This is a genomic window from Amycolatopsis sp. CB00013 (assembly GCF_001905755.1).
Taxonomy (GTDB): Bacteria; Actinomycetota; Actinomycetes; order Mycobacteriales; family Pseudonocardiaceae; genus Amycolatopsis; species Amycolatopsis japonica.
Window position 1 is genome coordinate 1237104 of the sequence record NZ_LIWC01000003.1, and the last position, 26408, is coordinate 1263511.

A 26408-nucleotide genomic window follows, 5' to 3' on the forward strand; every position below is an offset into this window, starting at 1 on the left:
GCTGGCGACCTCACTCGTCTTGTGGACTTGGATGGTGAGACGTGTTCTTCGCCCGATCGGGACGCGCAGGAACGAACAAATGTGCGGATGCTAACGGGTGGATGTACAAGGGCGGTAAGTTTCCCCCAGTCGGGCTAGCGACTGGGCGGTCACTGTCCGTTCTGCGGACAAGTGCATGAACGTTCGGTCGGTCGAATCCACACCGGACCACCCGGGCTCGGTGGTCCGCTGATCATTTCGACGCGCGAACAAGTCCTCTCTGATGCCGAAGTCCGGGGAAGTTGATCTATGTCACGTTTCGTGCTCGCGCGGTGACCCCGCCGCGCGAGTTCCGTGAAGGCCTCCTTCACTACCTTCAGGGTAGGGAAGGAGGCCTTCACGGACTTCCGCCATGAGAGTGTCACCGCCGCGGCCGCCTGATGGGTCGTGATCAGGCCCGTGACTCGCGTGATCGAAGACGTAACTCGCGTGTCTGGAGACGTAACTCGCGTGGCGCGCCTCCAGACACGCGAGTTACGTCTCTGATCACGCGAGTCACGCCTTGGGTCACGTTGGCCGGATGTGCGTGAAGGCCCCCTTCCCTCGGCTCAGCCGAGGGAAGGGGGCCTTCACGCGCGAAACGTCAGCCCGTAGGCGGCTGATAGACCTTCGTGAGTTTCGAGGCGGAGCCTCGGTCCAGCAGCCAGAGCGTGCGGCGCGAGCCGCGTGCCCCGGCCACCGGGATCTCGACCTCGCCCGCACCGGCCAGCGCCTGCGCGACGGCGTCCGCCTTGGCGTCGCCGCCGGTGACCAGCCAGATGTCCTGCGCGCGACGGATCGCGGGCAGGGTCAGCGAGATCCGGGTCGGCGGCGGCTTCGGGCAGTCGCGCACCGCGACGACCGAGCGTTCCTTCTCGTGCACCGCCGGGCTGTCCGGGAAGATCGAGGCGGTGTGCCCCTCCCCGCCGAGCCCCAGCAGCATGATGTCGAACGCCGGGACGTCGGCCGTCAGGATCTCCGCGTAGGCCGCGGCGGCGGCATCCACGTCATCGCCGAACTCACCGTCCGAAGGTGCCATGGCGTGCACCCGCTTCGGGTCGAGCGGCACGTGGTCGAGCAGTGCCTCGCGGGCCTGCTTCTCGTTGCGCTTGTCCGAATCCGCCGGGACGAAGCGCTCGTCTCCCCAGTAGACGTCCAGCCGCGACCAGTCGATGGCGTCGCGGGCACTGGAGTCACGCAGTTCCCGCAGGATCGCGATCCCGGTGCCGCCGCCGGTGAGCACCACTGAAGCGGAACCCTTGGCGGCCTGGACGTCCACGATCCGGGTGACCAGCCTGGCCGCCGCTGCGGCGGCCAGGAGGTCCGGGTTCTCGTAGACGACGACCTCGGTCTTGCTCATGAGGCGCTCTTCGCGGTCTTGGCGGCCGGAGCCTTCTTCGCCGCCGAAGCCGCCTTCTTCGCCGGAGCGGCCTTGGCCGCGGTGCCCGTCGAGATCTTGCCGAGCCCGTTCAGCGAAGCCTCGTAGACCTCGTCCGGGTCGAGCCGCCGCAGCTCCTCGATCAGGCAGTCCTTGTTGTCCCGCCGCTGCAGGGCGATCCGGCGCGTCGGCTGGCCCGGCTGGGTCAGCGTGCCGACCCGTCCGTCCGGCCGGTGCAGTTCCACCGGGCCGGAACGCCGGTCCAGCGTCACCGAGATGATGCCCGCCGCGCCGCTGCTCTTGACCCGCTTCACCGGCACCTTGAGGTACTCGGCCAGCCAGCCGGCGAGCAGTTCGGTCGACGGCGAGTCGGCCTCGCCGGTCACCGTCGCGCCGGTGACCTTCTCGTACGGCGGAAGGTCCAAAGCGGACACCAGCTGCGCGCGCCACCGGGTCAGCCGGGTCCACGCCAGGTCGGTGTCACCCTCCACATAGGACTTCGCCCGCGTGGTGAGTGCCCTTATGGGCGCCTTTTCCGCCGCCGAGTCGGTGATCCGGCGCTGCGCCAGCTCACCGAGCGGATCCTTGGCCGGGGCCTTCGGACCGGTGCCGGGCCACCAGGTGACGATCGGCGCGTCCGGCAGCAGCAGCGGCACGACCGCGCTCTGCCCCTGCGAGGCCAGCGGACCGTAGAGCCGCAGGACGATGACCTCGCTCGCGCCGGCGTCGCCGCCGACCCGGATCTGGCCGTCGATCCGCGGCGCGGCGGTCCGCGCGCCCTTGGCCACCACGATCACCCGCGAGGGGTGTTCGCGGCTGGCCTCGTTGGCGGCTTCGATCGCCTCTTCGAGCCGGTCGTCGTCGTCGGCCACTATGACCAGCGTCAGCACGCGGCCGAGCGCGACCTGCCCGCCCTGTTCACGGATCTCGACGAGTTTCTTGTTCAGCTGCGACGTCGTGGTCGACGGCAGGTCGATGATCACGGACGCCTCCAGTTCCGGCCGGTACGTTCCAGCATCTCATCGGCGGACGGCGGTCCCCACGAACCGGGCGGGTACGCCTCGGGTGCGCCCTTCTTGGCCCAGTGGTCGAGGATCGGGTCCAGGATCTCCCAGGACAGCTCGACCTCTTCGTTCACCGGGAACAGCGACGGTTCGCCGAGCAGCACGTCCAGGATGAGCCGCTCGTAGGCCTCCGGGGACGACTCGGTGAAGGCGTGCCCGTAACCGAAGTCCATCGTGACGTCGCGGACCTCCATCGTGGTCCCCGGCACCTTCGACCCGAACCGCAGCGTGATGCCCTCGTCGGGCTGCACCCGGATCACCAGGGCGTTCTGGCCCAGCTCCTCGGTCGAGGTCGAGTCGAACGGCAGATGCGGCGCCCGCTTGAACACCACGGCGATCTCGGTGACCCGGCGGCCCAGCCGCTTGCCGGTGCGCAGGTAGAACGGCACGCCCGCCCAGCGGCGGTTCTGCACCTCCAGCGTCACCGCGGCGTAGGTCTCGGTGGTCGAGTCCTTCGCGAAACCGCCTTCCTGCAGCAGGCCCGGCACCTTCATGCCGCCCTGCCAGCCGCCCGCGTACTGCCCGCGCGCGGTGGTCTCGTCGAGCGGACCCAGGGGCTTCGTCGCCGAAAGCACCTTGACCTTCTCCGCGCGGAGGGCGCGGGGAGCGAACGAGACCGGCTCCTCCATCGCGGTCAGCGCGAGGAGCTGCAACAGGTGGTTCTGGATGACGTCGCGTGCGGCGCCGATGCCGTCGTAGTAGCCCGCGCGGCCGCCGAGGCCGATGTCCTCGGCCATGGTGATCTGCACGTGGTCGACGTAGTTGGCGTTCCAGATCGGCTCGAACAGCTGGTTCGCGAAACGCAGCGCCAGCAGGTTCTGCACCGTCTCCTTGCCGAGGTAGTGGTCGATACGGAACACCGACTCCTCGGGGAAGACGTCGTTCACGATCTCGTTGAGCTCCTTGGCGCTCTTGAGATCGCGGCCGAACGGCTTCTCGATGACGACGCGGCGCCAGGTGTCCTCGCTCGCGTCGGCGAGGCCGGAGCGGGCGAGCTGCTTGGTCACCACCGGGAACGCGCTCGGCGGGATCGACAGGTAGAACGCGGTGTTGCCACCGGTGCCACGCTCGGCGTCGAGGTCCTTGACCGTCTGCGCGAGCCGGTCGAAGGCGTCGTCGTCGTCGAAGGTGCCCTGGACGAACCGGATGCCTTCGGCGAGCCGGTTCCACACCGACTCCTTGAACGGCGTCCGCGCGTGCTCCTTGACCGAGTCGTGCACGAGCTCGCCGAAGTCCTGGTGCTCCCAGTCCCGGCGGGCGAATCCGACCAGCGAGAAGCCGGCGGGCAGCAGCCCGCGGTGGGCGAGGTCGTAGATCGCCGGCATCAGCTTCTTGCGGGCGAGGTCACCGGTCACGCCGAAGATGACCAGGCTGGACGGTCCGGCGATCCGCGGCAGCCGCTTGTCGCGCGGGTCGCGCAGCGGGTTGTTCCAGGCTCGTGTCACTCGCCGGCCTCCTGTACCGCGCGGACCAGTTCGGCCAGGCCGGCGGCCCGGTCGGTGAGGTGCAGGCGCAGCACCGGACGACCGTGCTCGGCGAGCACCTGGCCGTCACCCAGCGCCTGCGCGTGCTGCAGGACGCCGAGGGTGTACGGCCGGTCCGGGACGTCGAGATCGTCCTCGACGGCGCCGGTGATCTGCAGGAAGACACCGTTCTGGTGCCCGCCCTTGTGGTACTGCCCGGTCGAGTGCAGGAACCGCGGCCCCCACCCGAAGGTGGTCTGGCGGCCGGTCCGCTTGGCGATCTCGCCGCGCAGGACGGCCGTCGACGCGTCGTCGAGCCGGTCGAGGTACGCCTGCACCGCGATGTAGCCGGTTTCCGGCGCGGAATCGAAGAAAGCCCGCAGGATGTCCGCGAGCTTCCCGTCCGTGACGACTCCATCCGAGCCGAACACCTCGACCGCGCCGTCCACAGTGGACGGCGCTTCGCCGCCCTTGAGCTTGTCCGGGTTGTCGAGCAGCGAACGCGCGGCCTTCTTGGCGGCCTCGACGTCGGGCTGGTCGAACGGGTTGATCCCGAGCAGCCGTCCGGCGAGCGCGGTGGCGAACTCCCACAGCAGGAACTGCGCGCCGAGCGAGCCGGTCACGGAGATCTTCGCCGCGCCTTCCGCCTGGCCGACGGCCACCGGGGTGGCGTCGCCCTTGGCGTCGGCGAAACCGGGGGAGTCCGGGCCCTCGACGGCGACCGGCAGGAGACCGGTGCCCTGCTTGCCGGTGGACTCGGCGATCAGCTGCTCCGCCCAGTCGGCGAAGCCCTTGAGTACGGAGCCCCCCTCTTTAGATGGCACTGTGGCGATGACGAGCTTCTCGGCACCCTTCTTTTCGTGCGCCGCGCCCCACGCCGCCGCGAGCTTGACCGCGGGGTTGTCGACGGAGTCGGCGGCCAGCTCGTCGGCCACCGAAGCGGCCTGGTCGAGCAGGCGGGCGACGTCCGCGCCGGCGAGCCCGGCCGGGACGAGCCCGAACGCGGTCAGCGCCGAGTAGCGGCCGCCGACGTTCGGGTCGGCGAGGAAGACCTTGCGGTAACCCTCCTTTTCGGACAGTTCCGCGAACGGGGAGCCGGGGTCGGTGACGACCACGATCCGCCGGGCCGCGTCGATGCCCGCGTCGGCGAAGGCCTTCGCGAAGATCCGCCGGTGGCTGTCGGTCTCGACGGTGCCGCCGGATTTCGACGACACGACGATGACCGTCCGCTCCAGGTCACCGGCGAGCGCGTCGGCGACCTGACCGGGGTCGGTGGTGTCGAGGACCGTCAGCGGGACGCCGTCGGTCGCGGTGATGACCTCGGGGGCCAGCGACGAACCGCCCATGCCCGCGAGGACGACGCGGTCGACGCCCTCGGAACGCAGGTCGGTCCGCAGTGCCTCGATCTCGCCGATCAACGGCCGCGAGGACTTGTGCAGCGTCGTCCACGAGAGACGGATCGACGCTTCGGACTCGGCTTCGGGACCCCACAGTGTGGCGTCCTGGGACGCCAGTTTCGATGCGACCTGGTCGGCGACGAGCCGCTCCGCGAACGGAGCGGCTTCGCCGGCCAGGGCGGCGTCGACGATTTCGACGCCGGTCGTTTCCCCTGCCATGGTCCAGATCAGTCCTTCGCCTTTGCCAGCTGCCCGGTGACGGTCTCGAGAAGCTCGGTCCACGACTTCTCGAACTTCTCCACGCCCTCGTCCTCGAGGACCTTGAACACGTCGTCGATGTCGATGCCGACCACACGCAGCTTGTCGAAGACGACCTGCGCGTCGGGGCCCTTGCCGGTCACCGTGTCGCCGGTGATCTCGGCGTGGTCGCCCGCGGCGTCGAGGGTCTTCTCCGGCATCGTGTTGACCGTGTCCTTGACGACGAGCTGGTCCACGTAGCGGGTGTCGGAGTACTGCGGGTCCTTCACGCCGGTGGAGGCCCACAGCGGACGCTGCGGGTTCGCGCCGGCCTCGGCGAGCGCCTTCCAGCGGTCCGAAGCGAACAGCTCCTCGAACGCCGCGTACGCGAGCCGCGCGTTGGCGATGGCGGCCTCACCGCGCAGGGCGGTGGCCGCGTCGGTGCCGATCGCGTCGAGGCGCTTGTCGATCTCGGTGTCCACACGGGACACGAAGAACGACGCGACCGAGTGGATGCCCTTGAGGTCGTGGCCGTTGGCCTTCGCCTGCTCCAGTCCGGCGAAGTAGGCCTCGATGACCGCCCGGTACCGCTCGACCGAGAAGATCAGCGTGACGTTGACACTGATGCCCTCGGCAAGGGTCTTGGTGATCGCCGGGAGACCCTCTTCGGTGGCCGGGATCTTGATCAGCACGTTCGGCCGGTCCACGGTCTTCCACAGGTCCTGCGCCTCGGCCACCGTCTTGTCGGAGTCCTTGGCCAGCCGTGGGTCCACCTCGATGGACACCCGGCCGTCGACCCCGTTCGTGGCGGTGTAGACGTCGCGGAACAGGTCCGCGGCGTTGCGCACGTCGGTGGTGGTCAGCTCACGGATGGTGGCCTCGACGTCGGCGCCGCGGGCGGCGAGCTCCTTGGTCTGCTCGTCGTACGCCTCGCCCTTCGACATCGCGTTGGCGAAGATCGTCGGGTTGGTCGTCACGCCCACGACGTGCTTGTCGCGGATCAGGTCGGCGAGGTTGCCGGTGTTCAGGCGCTCACGGGACAGGTCGTCGAGCCAGATCGACACCCCGGCCTCGGACAGCTGCGCGAGCTTGTCGTTGCTCATGCTTTCCCCTTCAGTTCTTGGTGTTGGCGATCGAGCGACGGGCGGCCTCGACGACTGCCTCCGCGGTGAAACCGAACTCACGGAACAGTGTGGCGGCGTCGGCCGACGCACCGAAGTGCTCGATCGAAACGTTCACCCCGGCGTCACCGGTGAAGCGGTGCCACGACTGGGCGATACCGGCTTCGACGGAGACGCGTGCCTTGACCGACGGCGGGATGACCGAGTCCTTGTAGGACTGGTCCTGCGCGTCGAACCACTCGACACACGGCATCGAGACGACGCTCGCCGGGATGCCGTCGGCTTCGAGGGTCTTGCGGGCCTCGACGGCCAGCTGGACCTCGGAGCCGGTCGCGATCAGCACGACCTCGGGGCTGCCGTTGGACGCCTCGGCGAGGACGTAACCGCCCCGCTTGACGCCTTCGGCGCTGGTGCCCTCCAGCACCGGCACGTTCTGCCGGGTGAGCGCGAGACCCGACGGGTGGTGGACGTCCTCCAGGACGGCCTTCCACGCGTACGCGGTCTCGTTGGCGTCCGCCGGGCGGACGACGTTGAGGCCGGGGATCGCGCGCAGCGAGGAGAGCTGCTCGATCGGCTGGTGGGTGGGGCCGTCCTCGCCCAGGCCGATCGAGTCGTGCGTCCACACGTAGGTGACCGGCGCCTTCATCAGCGCGGCCAGCCGGACGGGCGGGCGCATGTAGTCGGAGAAGATCAGGAACGTCGCGCCGTAGGGGCGGGTGCCGCCGTGCAGCGCGATGCCGTTGAGGATCGAGCCCATCGCGTGCTCGCGGATGCCGAAGTGCAGCGTCCGGCCGTACGGGCTGGTCTTCCACATGTCGGTGGAAGCCTTCTCCGGGCCGAACGAGTCGGCCCCCTTCATGGTGGTGTTGTTGCTCTCCGCGAGGTCCGCGGAACCGCCCCACAGCTCGGGAAGCGGCTCGGCGAGCGCGTTGAGCACCTCACCGGATGCCTTGCGGGTCGCGATGCCCTTGGCGTCCGGCTCCCACGTCGGCAGGTTGTCCGCGAAGCCCTCGGGCAGCGAGCGGGTGGCCATCCGGTCCGCGATCTTCTTGCGCTCCGGGTTGGCGGCGCCCCACGCCTCGAACTTCTCCTGCCATTCGGCGCGGGCGGTCTTGCCGCGGTCGACGGCCTGGCGGGTGTGCGCGATGACCTCGTCGTCGACCTGGAAGGTCCGCTCCGGGTCGAAGCCGAGGATCTCCTTGACCGCCGCGACCTCTTCGGCGCCGAGCGCGGCGCCGTGGGCCTTGCCGGTGCCCATCTTCTTCGGCGCCGGGTACCCGATGACGGTCTTCAGCGCGATGAACGACGGGCGCTCGGTCTCGGCCTTCGCGGCCTTGATGGCCTCTTCGATCGCGACGACGTCCTCGCCACCCTCGACGACCTGGGTGTGCCACCCGTAGGCCTCGTAGCGCTTCACGACGTCCTCGGAGAGGGCGATCTTGGTGTCGTCCTCGATCGAGATCTCGTTGTCGTCCCAGAAGACGATCAGGTTGCCCAGCTCCTGGCGGCCGGCGATCGACGAGGCCTCGGCGGTGACGCCCTCTTCGATGTCACCGTCGGAGGCGATCACGTAGACGTAGTGGTCGAAGATGCTCTCGCCCTGCGGGGCGTCCGGGTCCAGCAGGCCGCGCTCACGGCGGGCCGCCATCGCCATGCCGACCGCGTTGGCCAGGCCCTGGCCGAGCGGGCCGGTGGTGGTCTCGACGCCCTTGGTGTGGCGGTACTCCGGGTGGCCCGGGGTCTTCGAGTCCCACTTGCGCAGCTGCTTCAGGTCTTCCAGCTCCAGGCCGAACCCGGCGAGGTACAGCTGGATGTAGAGGGTGAGGCTCGAGTGACCGGCGGAGAGGATGAAGCGGTCACGGGCGGGCCACTCGGGGTCCGCCGGGTCATGACGCAGCGTCCGCTGGAAGAGCGTGTACGCGAGCGGCGCCAGGCTCATCGCGGTGCCGGGGTGACCGCTGCCGCAGTTCTCGACCGCGTCCGCGGCGAGCACCCGCACGGTGTCGACGGCCCGCGTGTCGTTCTCGGTCCAGTCGGCGGGCACGTTGCGCCGGAGGAGTGGGTTCTTCTCGCTGGTAGAGGCGGTTTCGGACACTGAACTCGAACTCCCCGTCATCAGGTTGTGGCTTCTCTTCCCTCGTGGATAACCCACGTGTACCGCTACTAATCTCAATCGATCCGGAAGGGACGATATTCCTGCTCCGGGCCGTTCGCAGGGGCACGCCGCGAGCTACCGCGGCCAGCCTAATGGTTCGGCCGGTCGAGGACCCGCGATCACCCTCTGGAAACAGCACGTCTAACATCGGGGAAGGGTTCAGAACACGGGATCCGGGGCCGCCACATCACCCGGAAGCCTGGTGGACCCCGCCCCGAAAACTGACGCAGGGAGTGAAATGTCGTTGGTGAACGCTGCGCACGGACGCAGTGACAGCACCAGCGCCGTACATCCGACCGGTGAACGACCGCACGGTGGCCGGCGAACAATCCGCCAGGTCGTCGGCGCGTACGCCGCCCTCGCGAAGCCCAGGGTGATCGAGCTCCTCCTCGTCACCACGATTCCCGCGATGTTCCTGGCGGGCCGGGAAATCCCGTCCCCATGGCTGGTTCTCGCGACGCTCGTGGGCGGCACCATGGCCGCCGGCAGTGCCAACGCCTTGAACTGCGTCATCGACGCGGACATCGACAAGGTGATGAACCGCACGAAGCGCCGGCCGCTGGTGAAGGAATCCGTTCCCCGGCGCGGCGCGCTGATCTTCGGTCTCGTGCTCGGCGTCCTGTCGTTCGTCGTGCTCTATTTCACGGTGAACCTGCTCTCGGCGATCCTCGCGATCGTGACGATCCTCTTCTACATCTTCGTCTACACGCTGGTGTTGAAGCGGCGTACGTCACAGAACGTGGTCTGGGGCGGCGCGGCGGGCTGCATGCCGGTCGTCATCGGCTGGGCCGCCGTCACCGGCACCGTCGAGTGGCCCGCGTTCGTGATGTTCGGTGTCATCTTCTTCTGGACCCCGCCGCACACCTGGGCGCTGGGCATGAAGTACCGCGACGACTACGAGCGCGCCGGCGTGCCGATGCTGCCGGTGGTCGCCACCCCGCAGCACGTGGCGCGGCAGATCGTCATCTACTCGTGGGTGATGGTCGCTTGGACGCTGCTGCTGGTCCCGGTGACGAGCTGGATCTACACGACGTTCGCCATCCTGGCGGGCGGCTGGTTCCTCTTCTACGCGCACAGCCTGAACGCGGCGGTGCGGCGCGGCGAGGAGACCAAGCCGATGTCGCTGTTCCACCGGTCGAACACGTACCTGATGATCGTGTTCGTCGCGTTGGCGGTGGACTCGGCGATCGGGTTGCCCGCCATCGGGCTGCCTTTCTGATCTTGTAGCGCGTGAAGGCCCCCTTCTCTCGGCTGAGCCGGGGAAGGGGGCCTTCACGCGTGTCTGGGGTGGGTTTCGGGCGCCGGTGGGTGCCGAGGGTTCCCAATGTCCCATTTGAGTCGCTGAGCGTCCCCAATGCGACATTGGGAACACCGAGCTCCTCGCGACCACCGAGGACGTGCGGCCCGCTTGTCCTGCTCCACGAGAACGTCGTGGGCGAGTGTGGCGACCGTCCTGTCCCTGTCGGCCTTCCTCCTGGTCCGGGTGAGCGTGCGGGAATGAGATGATGGAGGGCGCCGTTGTACTTCGTTCGGCCCCTGTCCCACCTCTCGAAAGCAGGCTGCTTTTGTCCGTGTCCCCGGACCGGGAACTCGACGCGCTCGAGCAGGACGTCGCGCTCGAGCAGCAGTACGTCACCACCCTCTACCGCAAGCTCGACACCGAACGCGTCGACGCGCAGCGCAGGCTCGACGAGACGCTGCGCCAGACCGGCGGCACCCCGCAGGCGCGCACCGAACGCGACGTCGCCACGACGCTCTACACCGACAGGCTGTCCCAGCTGAGCTCCGTCGAGCAGGGCCTGTGCTTCGGCCGCCTCGACTTCCTGCCGGACCACGCGGAGGAGACCACCTACATCGGGCGGCTCGGGCTGTTCGACGAGGACGACGACTACCGCCCGTTGCTCGTCGACTGGCGCGCGCCGGTCGCGCGGCCGTTCTACCTCGCCACCGCGGCCTCGCCCGAAGGCGTCCGGCGGCGTCGTCACATCCGGTCGCTGAGCCGGAAGGTCGTCGGCGTCGACGACGAGATCCTCGACCTCTCCGCCGCCGACCAGGGCCAGGACCTCGGGCTCGCGGGCGAGGCGGCTCTGCTGGCCGCGCTGGAGCGCCGCCGCACCGGCGAGATGAGCGACATCGTCGCCACCATCCAGGCCGAGCAGGACCGCATCATCCGCGCGTCGCCGAACGGTGTCCTCGTGGTCCAGGGCGGGCCGGGCACCGGCAAGACCGCCGTCGCGCTGCATCGCGCCGCGTACCTGCTCTACACGCATCGCCAGCAGCTCACCACGCGCGGCGTGCTCGTGGTCGGGCCGAACAGCACGTTCCTCCGCTACATCGGGCAGGTCCTGCCGTCGCTGGGCGAGACCGGGGTGCTGCTGGCCACGATCGGCCAGCTGTACCCGGGGCTGGACGCCGCCGGGCCGGTCACGCGCGAAGCGGCCGAGATCAAGGGGCGCCCGGTGATGGCCGACGTGCTCGCCAACGCGGTCCGGGATCGTCAGCGGGTGCCGGAGCCGGTGCTGGAGATCGAGTTCGAACGCGAGATCCTCATGCTCGACCGCAAGACCTGCACCGAGGCGCGGACACGGGCGCGGCGGTCGCGCCGTCCGCACAACCTCGCGCGGAGGATCTTCGTCTCGGACCTCCTCGACGCGCTGACCCGGCAGGCCGCCCGGAAACTGGGGGAGGACCTGCTCGACGCGCGCGACGTCCAGGACATCCGGGCCGAGGTCGCCGCGGACAAGAACGTGGCCGCCGCGATCAACGGGCTGTGGCCCAAACTCACCCCGGAGATCGTGCTCGACGAGCTGTTCGCCGACCGCGAACGGCTACGCAGCGCGGCAGGGAAAGCCTTGTCGGACACCGATCGTGAGCATCTCTACAGCCCGACGGACGCGAAGTGGAGCCCGTCGGACGTCCCGTTGCTCGACGAACTCGCCGAACTGCTCGGCGAGGACGACACCGACGCCCGCGCCGAGGCCGCCCGCCGCGAGCGGGAGGACCGCGCCTACGCGGAAGGCGTGCTCGACATCCTCGAACAGGACGAGGAGATCGTCGACGAGGAACTGCTGCGGGTGGGCGACGTCCTCGACGCCGAACTGTTCGCCGAACGTCAGCAGCGCCGCAGCGAGATGACCGCGGCACAGCGGGCCGCCCAGGACCGGACCTGGACCTTCGGGCACGTGATCGTCGACGAGGCGCAGGAACTGACCGCGATGGACTGGCGGCTGCTGATGCGCCGGTCGCCGAACCGGTCGATGACACTGGTCGGGGATGTCGCCCAGACCGGCGCGGCCGGTGGGGCGAAGTCGTGGGGAGAGGCGCTTTCGCCGTACGTCGCCGACCGCTGGCGGCTCGAAGAACTGACCGTGAACTACCGGACCCCGGCGGAGATCATGGCCGTCGCGTCGCGGGTGCTCGCCGACGTCAACCCGGAGCTGGAGGCGCCGGTTTCGGTGCGGGAGACGGGTTTCGAGCCTTGGCTGCGTGCGGTGGCCCCGGCGGAGCTCACCGCGGAACTGCCCGGTCTCGTCGACGCCGAACTGTCCGCTGTGGACGGTGGGACGGTCGCGGTGCTGTGCCCGTCGTCCTTGGTCCCGGCCCTGTCGGAGACGCTCGGCGAGTCGGGGGACCGGGTGTCGGTGATGCCGGTCGAGCGGGCGAAGGGGCTGGAGTTCGATTCGGTCCTGCTGGTCGCCCCGGACGAGGTCGTCGCCGAGTCGCCGCGCGGGCTCAACGATCTTTATGTGGCCCTGACCAGGGCGACCCGTCGGATGGGCGTAGTGCAGACCGGTGACCTTGTTCCCGCGCTGGAGGGTCTTGGCTAAGGTCGGCCGCATGCGCACATTCGGCAAGATCGTGGTCATCGGCGCGGGCGTCCTCGCCCTGGCGGCCTGTGGCGAGAAACAGAACACCGCAGGTTCGGCCCAGTCGTCCTCCGGCGCGGCACCCGCCTCGGCGTCGTCGTCGGCTCCGGCCGCCCCGAAGGGCAAGGAATGCACGGCCGAGGACGTGAAGACCACCGGGAAGTTCGGCGAGGCGCCGACCATCACCATCCCGGACGACTGCGATCCGCCGAAGAAGCTCATCACCAAGGACCTCGAGCCCGGCACCGGCGAGGGCGCCAAGGCGGGCGCGAAGCTGAAGATGAACTACTCACTGGTCACCTGGTCCAACAAGCAGAAGCTGGACAGCTCGTTCGACCGCGGCGAGCCGTTCGACCTGGCCCTCGGCGCCGGTGACGTCATCAAGGGCTGGGACCAGGGCCTCGAAGGGATCAAGCAGGGCGCGCGGCGGCTGCTGATCATCCCGCCGGACCTCGGCTACGGCCAGGGCGGGAACGGCATCGAGCCGAACGAGACGCTGGTCTTCGTGACCGACGCGGTGAGCGTCCCGACCGACAAGGGCTGATGGGGACTCCCGACGGCCGAGTCCACCGGGGCCGGGTTCGTTCCTGGCTGGTGGACGACGGCTGGGGAGTGGTCGAGTCGGCCGATTTCGCCGACCCGATCTGGGTCCACTATTCGATGCTGGAGGGCTTCGGCCCCGGCGAGTTCCGGCAGCTCCACGTGGACGACGAGGTCGAGCTGACCGTCGAGCACGCGGAACAGGACGAGTTCCGGCTGCGAGGGCTCTGGGTGCGGTCGGCCCGCTGAAGTACATGAAGGCCCCCTTCCTTGCGCCTAGGTACAGGAAGGGGGCCATCATGTACTCGGACGTCAGCCGGCGTACTCCCAGGTGAGCAGGCTGATCTCCAGACCCTTTTCGACCTTGGGCTCGGGAGGCGCGTCGGTCAGGGCGTAGCCGACGCGGCGGGCGACGGCCGCGCTGGCGGCGTTCTCGGCGTCGATCTTCAACTGGAGCGGTCCGAGCCCGAGGTCCAGAGCGTGCGTGGTGAGCACCCGCAGCGACCGCGCCGCCAGGTCCTGCCCTCGGTGGGCGGGACCGACGGCGTACCCGAGTTCGGCCGCATCCTCCTTCAGGAACAGCACCACCTCGCCGAGCGGCTCACCGCCGTCGGCCGTGATGGCCAGCCGCACCCCGTTGCCCTCGGCGCGGCGAGCGACGGACTTCGCGTAGTGCGCCTTCGCCGCCACCTCGTCGAACGGGGAAGGCAGCGGCGTGAACCTGGCGACGGCGGGATTGTCGAACAGCCCCGGCATGAACGCGACGTCGTCTTCGACCCACTCCCGCAGGACGAGCCCCTCGCCGGTGAGCCGGACTTCCTCCGGCCAGAGCGTCGTCACGGGATCAGCAGGAGCTTGCCGGTGGTGCGGCGGCCCTGGAGGTCTTCGTGCGCCCGGCGGGCGTCGGCCAGCGGGTAGCGGCCGCCGATCCGGATGTTCAGCGAGCCGTCCTGCACGGCGGCGAACAGTTCGTTCACCCGCCACTCCAGTTCCTCGCGCGTGAGCACGTAGTGCGCGGAGGTCGGGCGGGTGAGGTACACCGAGCCGCTGCGGTTGAGCAGCTGCGGGTCGATCGGCGGCACCGGGCCGCTGGCCGCACCGTAGAGGGCGAGCAGGCCGCGGATCTTCAGGCTCGCCAGGCTGCCGTCCACAGTGGACTTGCCGACGCCGTCGTAGACCACGTCGACACCCTTGCCGCCGGTGAGGTCGCGGGTGGCCTCGGCGAAATCGACCTGGTCGTAGCGGATGACGTCGTCCGCGCCCGCCTGCTTGGCGAGTTCGGCCTTCTCGTCGGTGGAGACGGTGCCGATGACCCGGGCGCCGCGGGCCTTGGCCAGCTGGACCAGCAGCAGGCCCATGCCGCCCGCCGCGGCGTGGATCAGCACGTCGTCACCGGCCTTGACCTCGTAGGTCGAGGCGATCAGCGCGTGCGCGGTGATGCCCTGGAGCATCGTGGCGGCGGCGGTCTCCTCGGAAACGCCTTCCGGGATCTTCACCGCGATGGTGGCGGGGAGCAGACGGCGCTGGGCGTAGCTGCCCAGCGAACCCTGCCAGGCGACCCGGTCGCCGACGGCGAAACCGGTCACGTCAGCGCCGACCGCGGCCACCGTGCCCGCACCCTCCATGCCCAGGACGAACGGGGTGTCGACCGGGTAGATGCCCTCGCGGTGATAGGTGTCGATGTAGTTGACGCCCGCCGCCGCGACGTCCACGAGCAGTTCACCGGAACCGGGTTCGCCGACCTCGACTTGCGCCAGTTCAAGGACTTCGGGGCCACCGGTTCGCCGGATCTGCACTGCCGCGGGCATACATCCTCCTCGTTCAAGGTCGTTCCGACCGGCACAACTATGGCCGACGCCACGGTTATTCCGCGTCCCGGGCCTTTCGCGGTTAAGCTCGGCGCGTGGCTGAGACCGAAGAGAAGACCGAGACCGCCGCCCCCACGTCGCGCCAGGTCGCGGCCGCCCGCGACTTCGTGAAGCGGCACGGGAAGCCGTCGCGCGCGGTGGTGGAGAACATCGGCCGGATCGGCGCGCGGGTCGTGCTCGTGGGTGCCGACGGCGCGCTCGGCGACGTCGTCGTCGCCTCCGTGGAGGCAGGCGAGGCGCTGGTCGAGGCCGTCGAAGACCTCGAACCCGCCGAATGGGACAGCGAGACCGTGAAGGCCACCAAGATCGGCGCCGAGCACCGCCGCCGGATGGCGGGGAAGTGAGCGGGTCCGCGATCTTCGTCGCCTGCTCCACGCTGCCGGAAGGCGATGGCGACGAGCACGCCGTCCCCGAAGCGCTGGCCGACCTCGGCTTCAAGACCCGCTGGGCCGCCTGGGACGACACGACCGTCGACTTCGGCGCCGCGGACATCGTCGTGCTGCGGGCCACCTGGGACTACGCCGAGCGCCACGACGAGTTCCTGTCCTGGACCGAATCCGTGCCGTCGCTGTCCAATTCGGCCGAAGTCGTGCGGTGGAACACCGACAAGTCCTATCTGGCCGAACTCGGCGACGCCGGGGTCGCGGTCGTGCCGACGACCCTGATCGCGCCGGACGACAAGGCCCCGAGCTGGCCCAAGGGCGAGTTCGTGCTGAAGCCCGCCATCGGCGCCGGTTCACGCGGTGCCGGCCGGTTCACCGCGGGCGACGCGGCCGCCGCGCACCTGTCCGGGTTGCAGGCGGACGGGAACACCGTGCTGCTCCAGCCGTATCAGTCCAGTGTGGACAGTGACGGCGAGATCGCGCTGGTGTACTTCGGCGGCGTGTACTCGCACGCGTTCTCGAAGGCCGCGATGCTGGGCCGGGAACTCGACGAATCCGGGCTGTACGTGACCGAGAAACTCGCGCCGGTGCAGCCGGCCGCGGGATTCCGCGCGCTGGCCGAAGACGCTCTGGACGCGACGGCGGCGCTGCTGGGCATCCTGCGCGCGGAGCTGCTCTACGCCCGCGTGGACCTCGTCGCCGGGCCGGACGGCAGGCCGCTCCTGCTGGAACTGGAGCTCGTCGAACCCTCACTCGGATTCCGGCAGACCGAGCCCGCCGCGGCCTGGCGTTTCGCCTCCGCCGTCCGGCAGCAACTCGCCTGACACTCCCCGCGTTTCGTCCTCTGAATGCGATCCTTGCGTGTGCAACTACCGCATTCAGAGGACGAAACGCGATCGGGGGTCAGGCGGGTTTGACGAGTTTCGCGGCCAGGCGTTCGGGCTTCGGCCACCGCACGTCCCGTGCCCAGCCGAACTTCTCGAACAGCCAGATCACCCGCGCGGACACGTCGACCTGTCCACGCAGGACACCGTGCCGCGCGCAGGTCGGGTCGGCGTGGTGGGAGTTGTGCCACGACTCGCCCATGGACAGGATCGCCAGCGGCCAGAAGTTCGCCGCCTTGTCCCGGCTGGCGAACGGGCGCTCGCCGACCAGGTGGCAGATCGAGTTCACCGACCAGGTGACGTGGTGCAGGAACGCGATCCGGACCAGCCCGGCCCAGAAGAACCCGGTCACCACACCCCACCACGACCAGCTGATCAGCCCGCCGAGCACCGCGGGCAGCGCGAGACTCAGCGTGATCCACAGCCAGAAGTAGCGGTTCACCACCCGGAGATCCTTGTCCGCCACCAGGTCCGGCGCGAACCGGTCGTAGTTGGTCACCTCGCGGCTGAACATCCAGCCCATGTGCGCGTGCCAGAAGCCGCGCAGCAGCGCCCCGGGTGAGGTCCCGAACAGCCAGGGGGAGTGCGGGTCGCCTTCACGGTCGGCGAAGGCGTGGTGGCGACGGTGGCTGGCCACCCAGAAGATCACCGAACCCTGCACCGCGAAACTCCCGGCGATGGCGAGCGCGACCCGCAGCGGGCGCCCGGCCTTGAAGGCGCCGTGGGTGAAGTAGCGGTGATAGCCGACGGTCACCCCGAGCGTCCCGAGGGTGTAGAACACCGCCGCCAGCCCGAGGTCGACCCAGGTCATGCCCCAGCCCCACACGATCGGCACGGCGGCGAGCAGCGCGACGAACGGGACCAGCAGGAAGGTCTTGAGTATCAGCATCTCGCCGGAACCCCGGCGGTGGGAGATCAGGGGTTTGGACGGACTGGCCGGTGCGTCCGGCTCGGTGCTGGCGGTCATGCGACACCTCGTGCCTCGACTCGGTGGTGACCCCCGAGTGGGGCACCTAGCGAAGCGTAAGGGCAGTGTCTGGCGAGCACGCCGCCTGGGGGTTACGTCCGGTTCAGTTCGAGGTGGCGAGTTCGCGTTCCGGCGCGTTCGCCGAGGGCACGGGGCCGCGGTCGCGCGAGCTGCACCACAGCGCCGCCGTCGAGATGATCACCAGCGCGGAGCCGAGGACGTGGAACGAGACCAGCGCCTCCGGGACACCGAGGCCGTACTGCACCGAGCCCACGACGCCCTGGAGGACCGCGACGATCCACACGATGGCGTACCGCTGCCACAACTGCTTCGGCGTCTCGCCCCGCATCAGCTGGAGCCCGAAGACGGCCAGCACGATCAGGTAGACCACCAGCAGTCCACCGTGGATCTGGGTGAGCGTCTCGATCGGGGCCTGGAGGCGGTGGGTGCCGGGGTCGCCGCCGTGCGGGCCCGCGCCGGTCACCACGGTGCCCGCGACGAGGACGGCCCACATGGCCGCGGCGAGCACGATCAGTGTCTTGCGGCCCGCGTCCGGGATCAGCCAGCGGGCGGGCTCGTCACCCTCCTTGAACGCCCGCAGCAGCAGCACCGCGAGCCAGACCAGGGGAGTGGAGGCGAGGAAATGGAGCGCGACGGTCCACCATTCGAGTTTGGCGAGCACCGTGATCCCGCCGACGACGGCCTGCAGCATCACGCCGGCGGGCATCGTCCAGGCCAGCTTCACCAGACGACGGCGGCTCGGGTGCTCGATCTGCACGCGCCACGCGGTGATCACGCACAGCGCGGCGACCAGGATGACCACCCCGGTCAGCATCCGGTTGCTGAATTCGATCCACTGGGTGAGCGCGTCGAATTCGGGGTGCGCGACCGGCACGATGCTGCCTTCGACGCACTGCGGCCAGGTCGGGCAGCCGAGACCCGATCCCGTGACCCGGACGACCGATCCGGTGACGCCGATTCCGGCCTGGGCGATCACCGCCGCTATCGCGACCGCTCGCTGGACCGCGAACGAGGGATACGGCAGACGCGCTACAAGGCTCTGGAACGGCACCGTCCGATGCTAGAACGCCCTTCCTGAGAGCCTTCCACCGGCCGCACCGGCTGTGTCGGCCGCCTCATGCTTGGTGGTGAACCCGCGCCGCGATCGACGTCGGCAGGGCGCGACCTGGTAAAACCCGTTCAGACGGGTGTTCAGGGCGCCCTGCCACCGCGATAGCGGGGCCTTCGGCAGGGCGGGTTCACGCGTTGTGCCTGGTTCACAAGCCCGTCTTCAGCTCCGCCAACTGGCTCTCAGGTGAGCTTGGTCGTCTTGCCCGCCAGCGCGCCCGCGACGACGCCCCAGCCGACGAGCACCGCGAACGGGCCCCAGCCGAACGAACCGTCCAGCAGTACCGACCGCAGCCCTTCGGCGAGCGCGCCCGAGGGCAGCAGTTCGACGATCCACGCGACGCCGGACGGCATCGTCGACGGCGCCAGCAGGATCCCGCCCGCGAGCAGCAGCACGAACCAGACGATGTTCGCCAGCGCCAGCACGGCTTCCGCGCGCAGCGCCCCGCCGAGCAGCAGGCCCAGCGCGCCGAAGGCGAGCGTGCCGACGATCAGGAACGGGATCGCGCCGAAGATCCCGCCGAGCGACGGCGACCAGCCCAGCAGCGCGGCGACGACACCGAGGATCACCGCCTGCAGCGCGACCACCACGAGCGCGGCGGCCACCCGGCCCGCGACGAGCAGCCAGCGGGGCAGCGCGGTCGCGGAAAGCCGTTTGAGGACGCCGTAACGACGGTCGAAGCCCAGCGCGATGGCCTGCCCGGTGAACGCGGACGACATCACCGCCAGCGCGAGGATCCTCGGCGTGATCCAGTCCACTTTGGACGAATCGCCGAGTTGCGACGACGGCAGGATGTCCAGCAGCGACAGGCCGATCAGCAGCGCGAGCGGGATGAGCAGGGTCAGCAGGATCTGCTCGCCGTGGCGCAGCGTCAGGCTCGCCTCGACCTTCGCGTGCGTGCGGAGCATCTTGCCGAGCGAACCGCGACCGGGAGCGGGAGTGAAGGTGCCCGCGGCGAACCGTGGCGTGGGCGTCGTCGTCATGCGCGCAGTTCCCGTCCCGTCAGCTCCAGGAAGACCTCTTCCAGCGTGCGCCTGCCGACCTGCAGTTCCTCCGGCATGACCCCCTGCTGCGCGCACCACGCCGTCACCGTCGACACCACCTGCGGATCGATCGCGCCCTCGACGAGATACGTGCCCGGCGCCGATTCGTGGACGAGATGCCCCTCGGGCAGCGCCGCGGTCAGCAGCGCGGTGTCGAGCCGCGTGCGGGCCTTGAACCGCAACTGCGCCGTCTCGCCCGCTTCGACGGTCAGCGACTGCGGCGAACCTTCGATGACGACCTTGCCGTGGTCCACGATCACGACGGTGTCGGCCAGCGTTTCGGCCTCCTCCATCAGATGCGTGGTGAGCAGCACGCTGACCCCGTCGGCGCGCAGTGCTTCGAGCAGATCCCAGACCAGGCGGCGGGCCTGCGGATCCATGCCCGCCGTCGGCTCGTCGAGGAAGAGCAGTTCCGGTCGTCCGACGAGCGCGCAGGCGAGCGAGAGTCGTTGCTGCTGCCCGCCGGAAAGCCGTTTGAACGGCGTCTTCCTCGCGCCCGAAAGACCGAGGACGTCCAGCAGCCAGGCCGGGTCGAGCGGATTCGCCGCGCACGCGGCGACCAGGCCGAGCATCTCGTCGGCGCGGACGCCGGGATACGCGCCGCCGCCCTGGGGCATCACACCGATCCGGGGCCGCAGCGCCGAACCGTCCCGCGACGGATCCAGGCCAAGAACCCGGACTTCGCCGTCGTCAGGCCGCAGGAAGCCTTCGCAGATCTCGACGGTGGTGGTCTTGCCGGCCCCGTTCGGGCCGAGCAGCGCGAGCAGGGTGCCACGTTCCATCCGCAGGTCGAGTCCATCGACGGCGGTGGTGGATCCGTAGCGCTTCACCAGCCCGGTGATCTCGACGGCGGGGGCGTTCACGACAGGTCACGATACGGCCTCACGCCGGGACCGAATGCTCCGGGGACGGTCTGGACAGCAGCAGTGGTGAGAGGCGGTGGACGATGAACAGCCCCAGAAGCGTGACGACCCCGGCGGCGGCCCACGCGAACGGCAGGACGAAACCGCGGCCCTCGAAGGTGCTCCCCGTCGTCGGCAGGAGGAACGGCAGGACGGCGGTGACGATCGTCGCGGCGATGCGGAACCGCGAGGTCCCCGCCGCCGCGGCGAGCGGGATGATCGCCCACAGCAGGTACCAGGGTTGCAGCGCGACGTGCAGCACCATCACCGCGCCGAGGGAGACACCGAGCCCGATGATCGGCCGGTAGCGCCATTTGAAGCTGTCCCAGAGGAACTTGACCGTCACCGCGCCCGCGACGAGATAGCCGAGCGAGCCCAGGATCGGCACCATCGCGTTGGTGTGGTTGCCGAGGCCGAGCGCGATGCCGAGGACACCGCCGAGCGCGGCGAGCTCCGACGTCGGCGAGATCCACGAGCGGACCAGCCCCGGCGTCCCGAGCGCGCCGACCCAGCCGAAGCCGAGGCCGGTGCCGTAACAGACCGCCACCAGGGTCACGCCGAACAGCAACGCCATCGGTACCGCGGCGGTGAGGAGGTCCTTGATCCGGCCGTGCCAGCGTCTGGCCACCATCACCGTGAAGAACGGCAAAGCCAGGATCGCGTTGATCTTCACCGCGACGCCGAGGGTGATGAGCACCACCCCGAGCCCGATGTACAGCAGTTCGCCCTTGGCCAGTGGCGGTGGTTCGTCGTTCTTGAACCGCACCGGCATCCGCTGGAGACCGACCTCCAGCCCGGCCACCATGAGCCCGATGGCGAGCGCGTCGTTGTGGGCGCCGGCGACGAAGTGGAAGATCAGCAGCGGGTTCGCCGCGCCGAGCCACAACGCGGTGGCGGGCTGCACGCCGAACCGCCTGGCCAGCCGGGGCAGCGCCCAGATGATCAGGATGACCCCGATCAGCGCGAGCCCGCGCTGCAGCAGCACACCGGTGACGATGTTGCCGCTGCTCAGCGGGGCGAGCCAGCCGCCGAGACGCAGCAGCAGCGGGCCGTAGGGCGCCGGGGTCTCGCGCCACATGTTGGAGACGCCCGAGGTCAGCGGGTCGGAGACGCCGAGCGCTTCGGCCGGGCCGAGGGAGTACGGATCCATCCCGCGCGCGACGATCTCGCTCTGCGCGAGGTAGCTGTAGACGTCGCGCGAGAACAGCGGCGGGATGAACAGCAGCGGCGCGCACCAGAGTGCGATGGTGCGCGCGAGCTGGCCCTGGGTGGCGAGGCGGCGGCGCGCGGGCTGCGCGAACCGGCCGAGCAGCAGCCAGCTGAGCACGATGATCGCCATCCCGGCCAGGCCCATCGCGAGCGAGACCATCGGGATCCGGGTGAACAGCCGCAGGACCGGGATCTCCTGCACCGGGTTGATCACCGGGGCGGCGCCCGCGCCGAGCGAGCCGAGGGCGAGGAACAGGGACCCGACCGCGCCGAACCGGCGGACCACGTTCAGCCCGCGCAGTTCCTTGTCGTCCAGCGGTTCCGGATCGTGCGGGCGCCCGGGCACGAGCGTCGCCACCGACCCCGCCGCCCGGTCTTCGTCCTTGTCCCGCTGTGCCGGGTGATCGCCCACTACCACGCACGAAGGGTAGCGATCCCGGGAACAGACCGGGCGGGTACGTGGTTACCCCTGTGCTCAGCCGCTCCGACGTGACCCACGCCACTCCGTGAGGCACCCCTCTTTGCCGTCTCCCCGGAAATACGTCACACTTGTGTTGTGAAAAAGACGGGGACGCAGGACGAGGCCGGTGGCGACATGCCCCGCGCCGAGGTCCAGCCTGTCCCCGTGCAGGTCGGCCCCGAGGGCCGGACCAGGCACGAAGTGGCCCGTTTGCTGCTGGAACAGGGTCCGATGACCGCCGTCGTGGTGGCCGAGCAGCTGGGTATCAGCGCCGCCGCCGTCCGCCGTCATCTCGACGCGCTGCTCGCCGACGGCGAGGCCGAAACCCGGGACGCGCCCCGCCGGGGCCCCCGCGGACGAGGCCGTCCCGCCAAGAATTTCCTCCTCACCGAGGCCGGCCGCGCCCGCTTCGGGCACGCCTACGACGACCTCGCGTCCTCGGCCATCCGCTTCCTCGCCGAACACGCCGGCGAAGACGCCGTGAAGGCCTTCGCGGAGGCTCGGGTCGCTTCGCTGGTCGGTCCGCACCAGGACGCGATCACCAAGCACACGGACCCGGCCACCCGTGCCGAGGCTCTCGCTGCGGCGCTGACCAGGGAGGGCTACGCTGCGTCGACCCGTCAGGTCGGTGTCGGCGAACAGCTCTGCCAGCACCATTGCCCGGTCGCCCACGTCGCCGCGGAGTTCCCTCAGTTGTGTGAAGCCGAAACCGAGGCTTTCGCGGAACTTCTGGGTACCCACGTCCAGCGGCTGGCGACCATCGCACGCGGTGACAACGCGTGCACCACACACGTACCCGTCGTTTCGGCGGGTCACCCGGCCACACCCGGGCCGGGAAGCACGGCGCCCTCTCCAGGGCGCACAGCACGGATCCCGAATGGAGGGAAACCCGCATGACTGCCGCTGCCGAGCAGCGCACTCCCACCACCGCGCCCATGAGCCAGGAAGAGACCATCGAGTCCCTTGGCAAGTACGCGTTCGGCTGGGCGGACTCCGACGAGGCGGGCTCTACTGCCCGTCGTGGACTGAACGAGGACGTCGTCACCGACATCTCCTCGAAGAAGTCCGAGCCGGAGTGGATGCGCGAAGCGCGACTGAAGGCGCTCAAGCTCTTCGACTTGAAGCCGATGCCCAACTGGGGTGCGGACCTCTCCGGGATCGACTTCGACAACATCAAGTACTTCGTGCGGTCCACGGAGAAGCAGGCCACCTCCTGGGAAGACCTGCCCGAGGACATCAAGAACACGTACGACAAGCTGGGCATCCCCGAGGCGGAGAAGCAGCGCCTCGTCGCCGGTGTCGCCGCGCAGTACGAGTCCGAGGTCGTCTACCACCAGATCCGTGAGGACCTGGAGGCGCAGGGCGTCCTGTTCCTGGACACCGACACCGCGCTCAAGGAGCACCCGGAGATCTTCAAGGAGTACTTCGGCTCCGTGATCCCGGCCGGGGACAACAAGTTCTCCGCGCTGAACACCGCGGTGTGGTCCGGCGGTTCGTTCATCTACGTGCCCAAGGGCGTCAAGGTGGACATCCCGCTCCAGGCCTACTTCCGGATCAACACCGAGAACATGGGTCAGTTCGAGCGGACCCTGATCATCGTCGACGAAGACGCCTACGTGCACTACGTCGAGGGTTGCACCGCGCCGATCTACCAGTCCGACTCGCTGCACTCGGCGGTCGTGGAGATCATCGTGAAGAAGGGCGCCCGCTGCCGCTACACGACCATCCAGAACTGGTCGAACAACGTCTACAACCTGGTCACCAAGCGCGCCAAGTGCGAAGAGGGCGCGACCATGGAGTGGATCGACGGCAACATCGGGTCCAAGGTCACGATGAAGTACCCGTCCGTGTTCCTCATGGGCGAGCACGCCAAGGGCGAGGTCCTCTCGGTCGCGTTCGCGGGCGAGGGCCAGCACCAGGACGCCGGCGCGAAGATGGAGCACCTGGCGCCGCACACCTCCTCGACCATCGTGTCGAAGTCGGTGGCGCGCGGCGGTGGCCGCACCTCGTACCGCGGCCTGGTCAAGGTCGCCAAGCGGGCGCACCACTCGCGGTCCAGCGTCGTCTGTGACGCGCTGCTGGTCGACACGATCTCGCGGTCGGACACGTACCCGTACGTCGACATCCGCAACGACGAGGTCTCCATGGGCCACGAGGCGACCGTCTCGAAGGTCAGCGAAGACCAGATGTTCTACCTCATGTCGCGCGGTCTCGACGAGGCCGAGGCCATGGCGATGATCGTGCGCGGGTTCGTCGAGCCCATCGCGCGTGAGCTGCCGATGGAGTACGCGCTCGAGCTGAACCGCCTGATCGAGCTTCAGATGGAAGGGTCCGTCGGCTAGTCATGTCGGTTACCGAGAACAACGTTTCCGAAGCGATGCGCGAGGGCGTGGTCATCCCGGCCACGTCCCGCGCGGAGCGATTCACCTCCTACGACGTCGAGGCCTTCGAGGTCCCCGGCGGTCGTGAGGAGAACTGGCGCTTCACGCCGATGAAGCGGCTGCGCGGCCTGCACGACGGGTCCGCCGCCGCCTCGGGTTCGGCCACCGTGGACGCCGAAGCCGCCCCCGAACTGAAGATCGAGACGGTCGGCCGGGACGACGAGCGCCTCGGCGCCGCGGGTGTCCCGAGCGACCGGATCGCCGCGCAGGCGTACTCCTCGTTCACCGAGGCCACCGTGATCACGGTGCCCAAGGAGACGAAGACGTCGAAGCCGTCGACGGTGAAGATCACCGGCCCCGGCGAGGGCAAGGTCGCCTACGGGCACGTGCAGGTGCGCGCCGAGCAGTTCTCCGAGGCCGTCATCGTCCTCGACCACGTCGGCTCCGGCACGTACGCCGACAACGTCGAGTTCGTCATCGGCGATTCGGCGAACGTCACCGTGGTCAGCGTCCAGGACTGGGCCGACGACGCGGTGCACGTCTCCGAGCAGCACCTGAAGCTCGGGCGCGACGCCAGCCTCAAGCACATCGTCATCACCCTGGGCGGTGACCTGGTCCGCGTCTCGCCGACGGCGACCTTCGCCGACAAGGGCGGCGACGTCGAGATGCTCGGCCTGTACTTCGCGGACTCGGGCCAGCACCAGGAGCACCGTCTCTTCGTCGACCACGCGGTGCCGAACTGCAAGTCGCGCGTGATGTACAAGGGTGCGCTGCAGGGCGACGACGCGCACACCGTGTGGGTCGGCGACGTGCTGATCCGGGCGGCCGCCGAGGCCACCGACACCTACGAGCTCAACCGCAACCTGGTGCTCACGCCGGGCGCGCGGGCCGACTCGATCCCGAACCTGGAGATCGAGACCGGCGAGATCGAAGGCGCGGGCCACGCGAGCGCGACGGGAAGGTTCGACGACGAGCAGTTGTTCTACCTCCAGTCGCGCGGAATCGGCGAAGACGCCGCGCGCCGCCTGGTCGTACGCGGGTTCTTCCACGAGATCCTGGTCAAGATCGGCGTTCCCGAGGTGCGCGAGCGTCTCGAGGCCGCGATCGAAGCCGAACTCGAAGCCGTGGGCGCCTGAGCCCTCGTCCGTCCACATCAGACTTTTAGGAAAGAAATGCCTACGCTGGAAATCAAGGATCTGCACGCCTCGGTCACGACCGAGGAGGGCCCCAAGGAGATCCTCAAGGGCGTCAACCTGACCATCAAGTCGGGCGAGACCCACGCGATCATGGGCCCCAACGGTTCGGGCAAGTCCACGCTGTCCTACGCCATCGCCGGCCACCCCAAGTACGAAGTCACCTCCGGGCAGGTCCTGCTCGACGGTGAGGACGTGCTGGAGATGAGCGTCGACGAGCGCGCCCGCGCGGGCCTGTTCCTCGCCATGCAGTACCCGGTCGAGGTGCCGGGCGTGTCCATGTCCAACTTCCTCCGCACCGCGGCCACCGCGGTCCGTGGCGAGGCCCCCAAGCTGCGTCACTGGGTCAAGGAGGTCAAGGAGGAGATGGGCAAGCTGGAGATCTCGTCCGAGTTCGCCGAGCGTTCGGTGAACGAGGGCTTCTCCGGCGGCGAGAAGAAGCGCCACGAGATCCTGCAGCTGGCGCTGCTCAAGCCGAAGATCGCCATCCTCGACGAGACCGACTCCGGCCTCGACGTCGACGCGCTGCGCGTCGTGTCCGAGGGCGTCAACGAGTTCAAGGCCAACAACGACGCCGGCGTCATGCTGATCACGCACTACACGCGGATCCTGCGGCACATCACGCCCGACTTCGTGCACGTCTTCGCCGGCGGCAAGATCGTCGAGTCCGGTGGCCGTGAACTCGCGGACGAGCTCGAGGAGAACGGGTACGTCAAGTACACCGGCTCCGCCGAGACCGCCGCCGTCTGA

At 69.3% G+C, this 26408-nt stretch carries 23 protein-coding genes; 10 read left to right on the top strand and 13 right to left on the bottom strand.

Going from position 1 to position 26408, the window contains the following annotated elements; translation table 11 throughout:
• Positions 1 to 622 precede the first annotated feature (622 nt).
• Genes pgl through tkt form a run of 6 tightly spaced genes read right to left on the bottom strand, consistent with a single transcriptional unit; the run spans position 623 to position 8773 of the window.
• A complete protein-coding gene (gene pgl, locus AMK34_RS25400) occupies positions 623 to 1378 on the bottom strand; it encodes a 6-phosphogluconolactonase (protein ID WP_073847004.1) in 756 nt (251 codons plus the stop codon).
• Complete coding sequence (opcA, locus tag AMK34_RS25405; protein WP_073847005.1) at positions 1375 to 2379, bottom strand: glucose-6-phosphate dehydrogenase assembly protein OpcA; 1005 nt, start codon at positions 2377 to 2379, stop codon at positions 1375 to 1377. Before opcA ends, pgl begins: the two co-directional genes overlap by 4 nt.
• Entirely contained in the window at positions 2376 to 3905 is a 1530-nt protein-coding gene (gene zwf / locus AMK34_RS25410) for a glucose-6-phosphate dehydrogenase (RefSeq protein ID WP_038515523.1), read from the bottom strand. The genes opcA and zwf overlap by 4 nt, the downstream gene beginning before the upstream one ends.
• Positions 3902 to 5539, bottom strand: coding sequence for a glucose-6-phosphate isomerase (locus AMK34_RS25415; protein WP_073847006.1), 1638 nt, complete (start codon positions 5537 to 5539; stop codon positions 3902 to 3904). The genes zwf and AMK34_RS25415 overlap by 4 nt, the downstream gene beginning before the upstream one ends.
• A gap of 8 nt (positions 5540 to 5547) precedes the next feature.
• Entirely contained in the window at positions 5548 to 6660 is a 1113-nt protein-coding gene (gene tal / locus AMK34_RS25420) for a transaldolase (RefSeq protein WP_038515520.1), read from the bottom strand.
• 10 nt (positions 6661 to 6670) lie between these two features.
• Entirely contained in the window at positions 6671 to 8773 is a 2103-nt protein-coding gene (gene tkt, locus AMK34_RS25425) for a transketolase (protein WP_073847007.1), read from the bottom strand.
• 298 nt (positions 8774 to 9071) lie between these two features.
• Between tkt and AMK34_RS25430 the strand changes: the two genes are divergently transcribed.
• The 4 genes from AMK34_RS25430 to AMK34_RS25445 all read left to right on the top strand — a co-directional run bounded on the left by AMK34_RS25430 (position 9072) and on the right by AMK34_RS25445 (position 13488).
• Positions 9072 to 10052 (top strand): heme o synthase, encoded by a 981-nt coding sequence (locus AMK34_RS25430; protein WP_037344026.1) that lies wholly within the window; start codon positions 9072 to 9074, stop codon positions 10050 to 10052.
• A gap of 352 nt (positions 10053 to 10404) precedes the next feature.
• A complete protein-coding gene (locus AMK34_RS25435) occupies positions 10405 to 12660 on the top strand; it encodes a HelD family protein (RefSeq protein WP_143202607.1) in 2256 nt (751 codons plus the stop codon).
• A 10-nt stretch (positions 12661 to 12670) separates the two neighbouring features.
• A complete protein-coding gene (locus tag AMK34_RS25440) occupies positions 12671 to 13243 on the top strand; it encodes an FKBP-type peptidyl-prolyl cis-trans isomerase (RefSeq protein ID WP_073847008.1) in 573 nt (190 codons plus the stop codon).
• Entirely contained in the window at positions 13243 to 13488 is a 246-nt protein-coding gene (locus tag AMK34_RS25445; RefSeq protein ID WP_073847009.1) for a cold shock domain-containing protein, read from the top strand. Before AMK34_RS25440 ends, AMK34_RS25445 begins: the two co-directional genes overlap by 1 nt.
• A 63-nt stretch (positions 13489 to 13551) precedes the next feature.
• Here the strand turns inward: AMK34_RS25445 and AMK34_RS25450 are convergent, their stop codons facing one another.
• Both AMK34_RS25450 and AMK34_RS25455 read right to left on the bottom strand, forming a co-directional pair.
• Positions 13552 to 14079: a GNAT family N-acetyltransferase gene (locus tag AMK34_RS25450; protein WP_038515509.1), complete on the bottom strand. Its 528-nt coding sequence runs from the start codon at positions 14077 to 14079 to the stop codon at positions 13552 to 13554.
• A complete protein-coding gene (locus AMK34_RS25455; RefSeq protein ID WP_073847010.1) occupies positions 14076 to 15047 on the bottom strand; it encodes a quinone oxidoreductase family protein in 972 nt (323 codons plus the stop codon). Before AMK34_RS25455 ends, AMK34_RS25450 begins: the two co-directional genes overlap by 4 nt.
• Positions 15048 to 15142: 95 nt before the next feature.
• Between AMK34_RS25455 and AMK34_RS25460 the strand changes: the two genes are divergently transcribed.
• On the top strand, positions 15143 to 15451 hold the full coding sequence (locus AMK34_RS25460; RefSeq protein WP_037344035.1) for a hypothetical protein: 309 nt from the start codon (positions 15143 to 15145) through the stop codon (positions 15449 to 15451).
• Positions 15448 to 16314 (top strand): ATP-grasp domain-containing protein, encoded by an 867-nt coding sequence (locus AMK34_RS25465; protein WP_038515506.1) that lies wholly within the window; start codon positions 15448 to 15450, stop codon positions 16312 to 16314. The genes AMK34_RS25460 and AMK34_RS25465 overlap by 4 nt, the downstream gene beginning before the upstream one ends.
• 79 nt (positions 16315 to 16393) lie before the next feature.
• Here the strand turns inward: AMK34_RS25465 and AMK34_RS25470 are convergent, their stop codons facing one another.
• The 5 genes from AMK34_RS25470 to mptB form a co-directional block, all read right to left on the bottom strand.
• A complete protein-coding gene (locus AMK34_RS25470; protein ID WP_073847011.1) occupies positions 16394 to 17341 on the bottom strand; it encodes an acyl-CoA desaturase in 948 nt (315 codons plus the stop codon).
• A gap of 103 nt (positions 17342 to 17444) precedes the next feature.
• On the bottom strand, positions 17445 to 18413 hold the full coding sequence (locus tag AMK34_RS25475; protein WP_073847012.1) for a COX15/CtaA family protein: 969 nt from the start codon (positions 18411 to 18413) through the stop codon (positions 17445 to 17447).
• Between the two features lie 239 nt (positions 18414 to 18652).
• Positions 18653 to 19453, bottom strand: coding sequence for an ABC transporter permease (locus AMK34_RS25480; RefSeq protein ID WP_073847013.1), 801 nt, complete (start codon positions 19451 to 19453; stop codon positions 18653 to 18655).
• Positions 19450 to 20376: an ABC transporter ATP-binding protein gene (locus AMK34_RS25485; RefSeq protein WP_073847014.1), complete on the bottom strand. Its 927-nt coding sequence runs from the start codon at positions 20374 to 20376 to the stop codon at positions 19450 to 19452. The genes AMK34_RS25480 and AMK34_RS25485 overlap by 4 nt, the downstream gene beginning before the upstream one ends.
• 19 nt (positions 20377 to 20395) lie before the next feature.
• Positions 20396 to 21982, bottom strand: coding sequence for a polyprenol phosphomannose-dependent alpha 1,6 mannosyltransferase MptB (mptB, locus tag AMK34_RS25490; protein WP_037344551.1), 1587 nt, complete (start codon positions 21980 to 21982; stop codon positions 20396 to 20398).
• A gap of 198 nt (positions 21983 to 22180) precedes the next feature.
• Between mptB and AMK34_RS25495 the strand changes: the two genes are divergently transcribed.
• Genes AMK34_RS25495 through sufC form a run of 4 tightly spaced genes read left to right on the top strand, consistent with a single transcriptional unit; the run spans position 22181 to position 26408 of the window.
• Positions 22181 to 22981 carry a helix-turn-helix transcriptional regulator gene (locus AMK34_RS25495; RefSeq protein WP_378412666.1) on the top strand — a complete coding sequence of 267 codons (801 nt, stop codon included), beginning with the start codon at positions 22181 to 22183 and terminating at the stop codon, positions 22979 to 22981.
• 38 nt (positions 22982 to 23019) lie between these two features.
• On the top strand, positions 23020 to 24426 hold the full coding sequence (sufB, locus tag AMK34_RS25500; RefSeq protein ID WP_435832241.1) for a Fe-S cluster assembly protein SufB: 1407 nt from the start codon (positions 23020 to 23022) through the stop codon (positions 24424 to 24426).
• 2 nt (positions 24427 to 24428) lie between these two features.
• Positions 24429 to 25601 (top strand): Fe-S cluster assembly protein SufD, encoded by a 1173-nt coding sequence (sufD, locus tag AMK34_RS25505; RefSeq protein ID WP_038515496.1) that lies wholly within the window; start codon positions 24429 to 24431, stop codon positions 25599 to 25601.
• A 36-nt stretch (positions 25602 to 25637) separates the two neighbouring features.
• A complete protein-coding gene (gene sufC, locus AMK34_RS25510) occupies positions 25638 to 26408 on the top strand; it encodes a Fe-S cluster assembly ATPase SufC (protein ID WP_007029703.1) in 771 nt (256 codons plus the stop codon).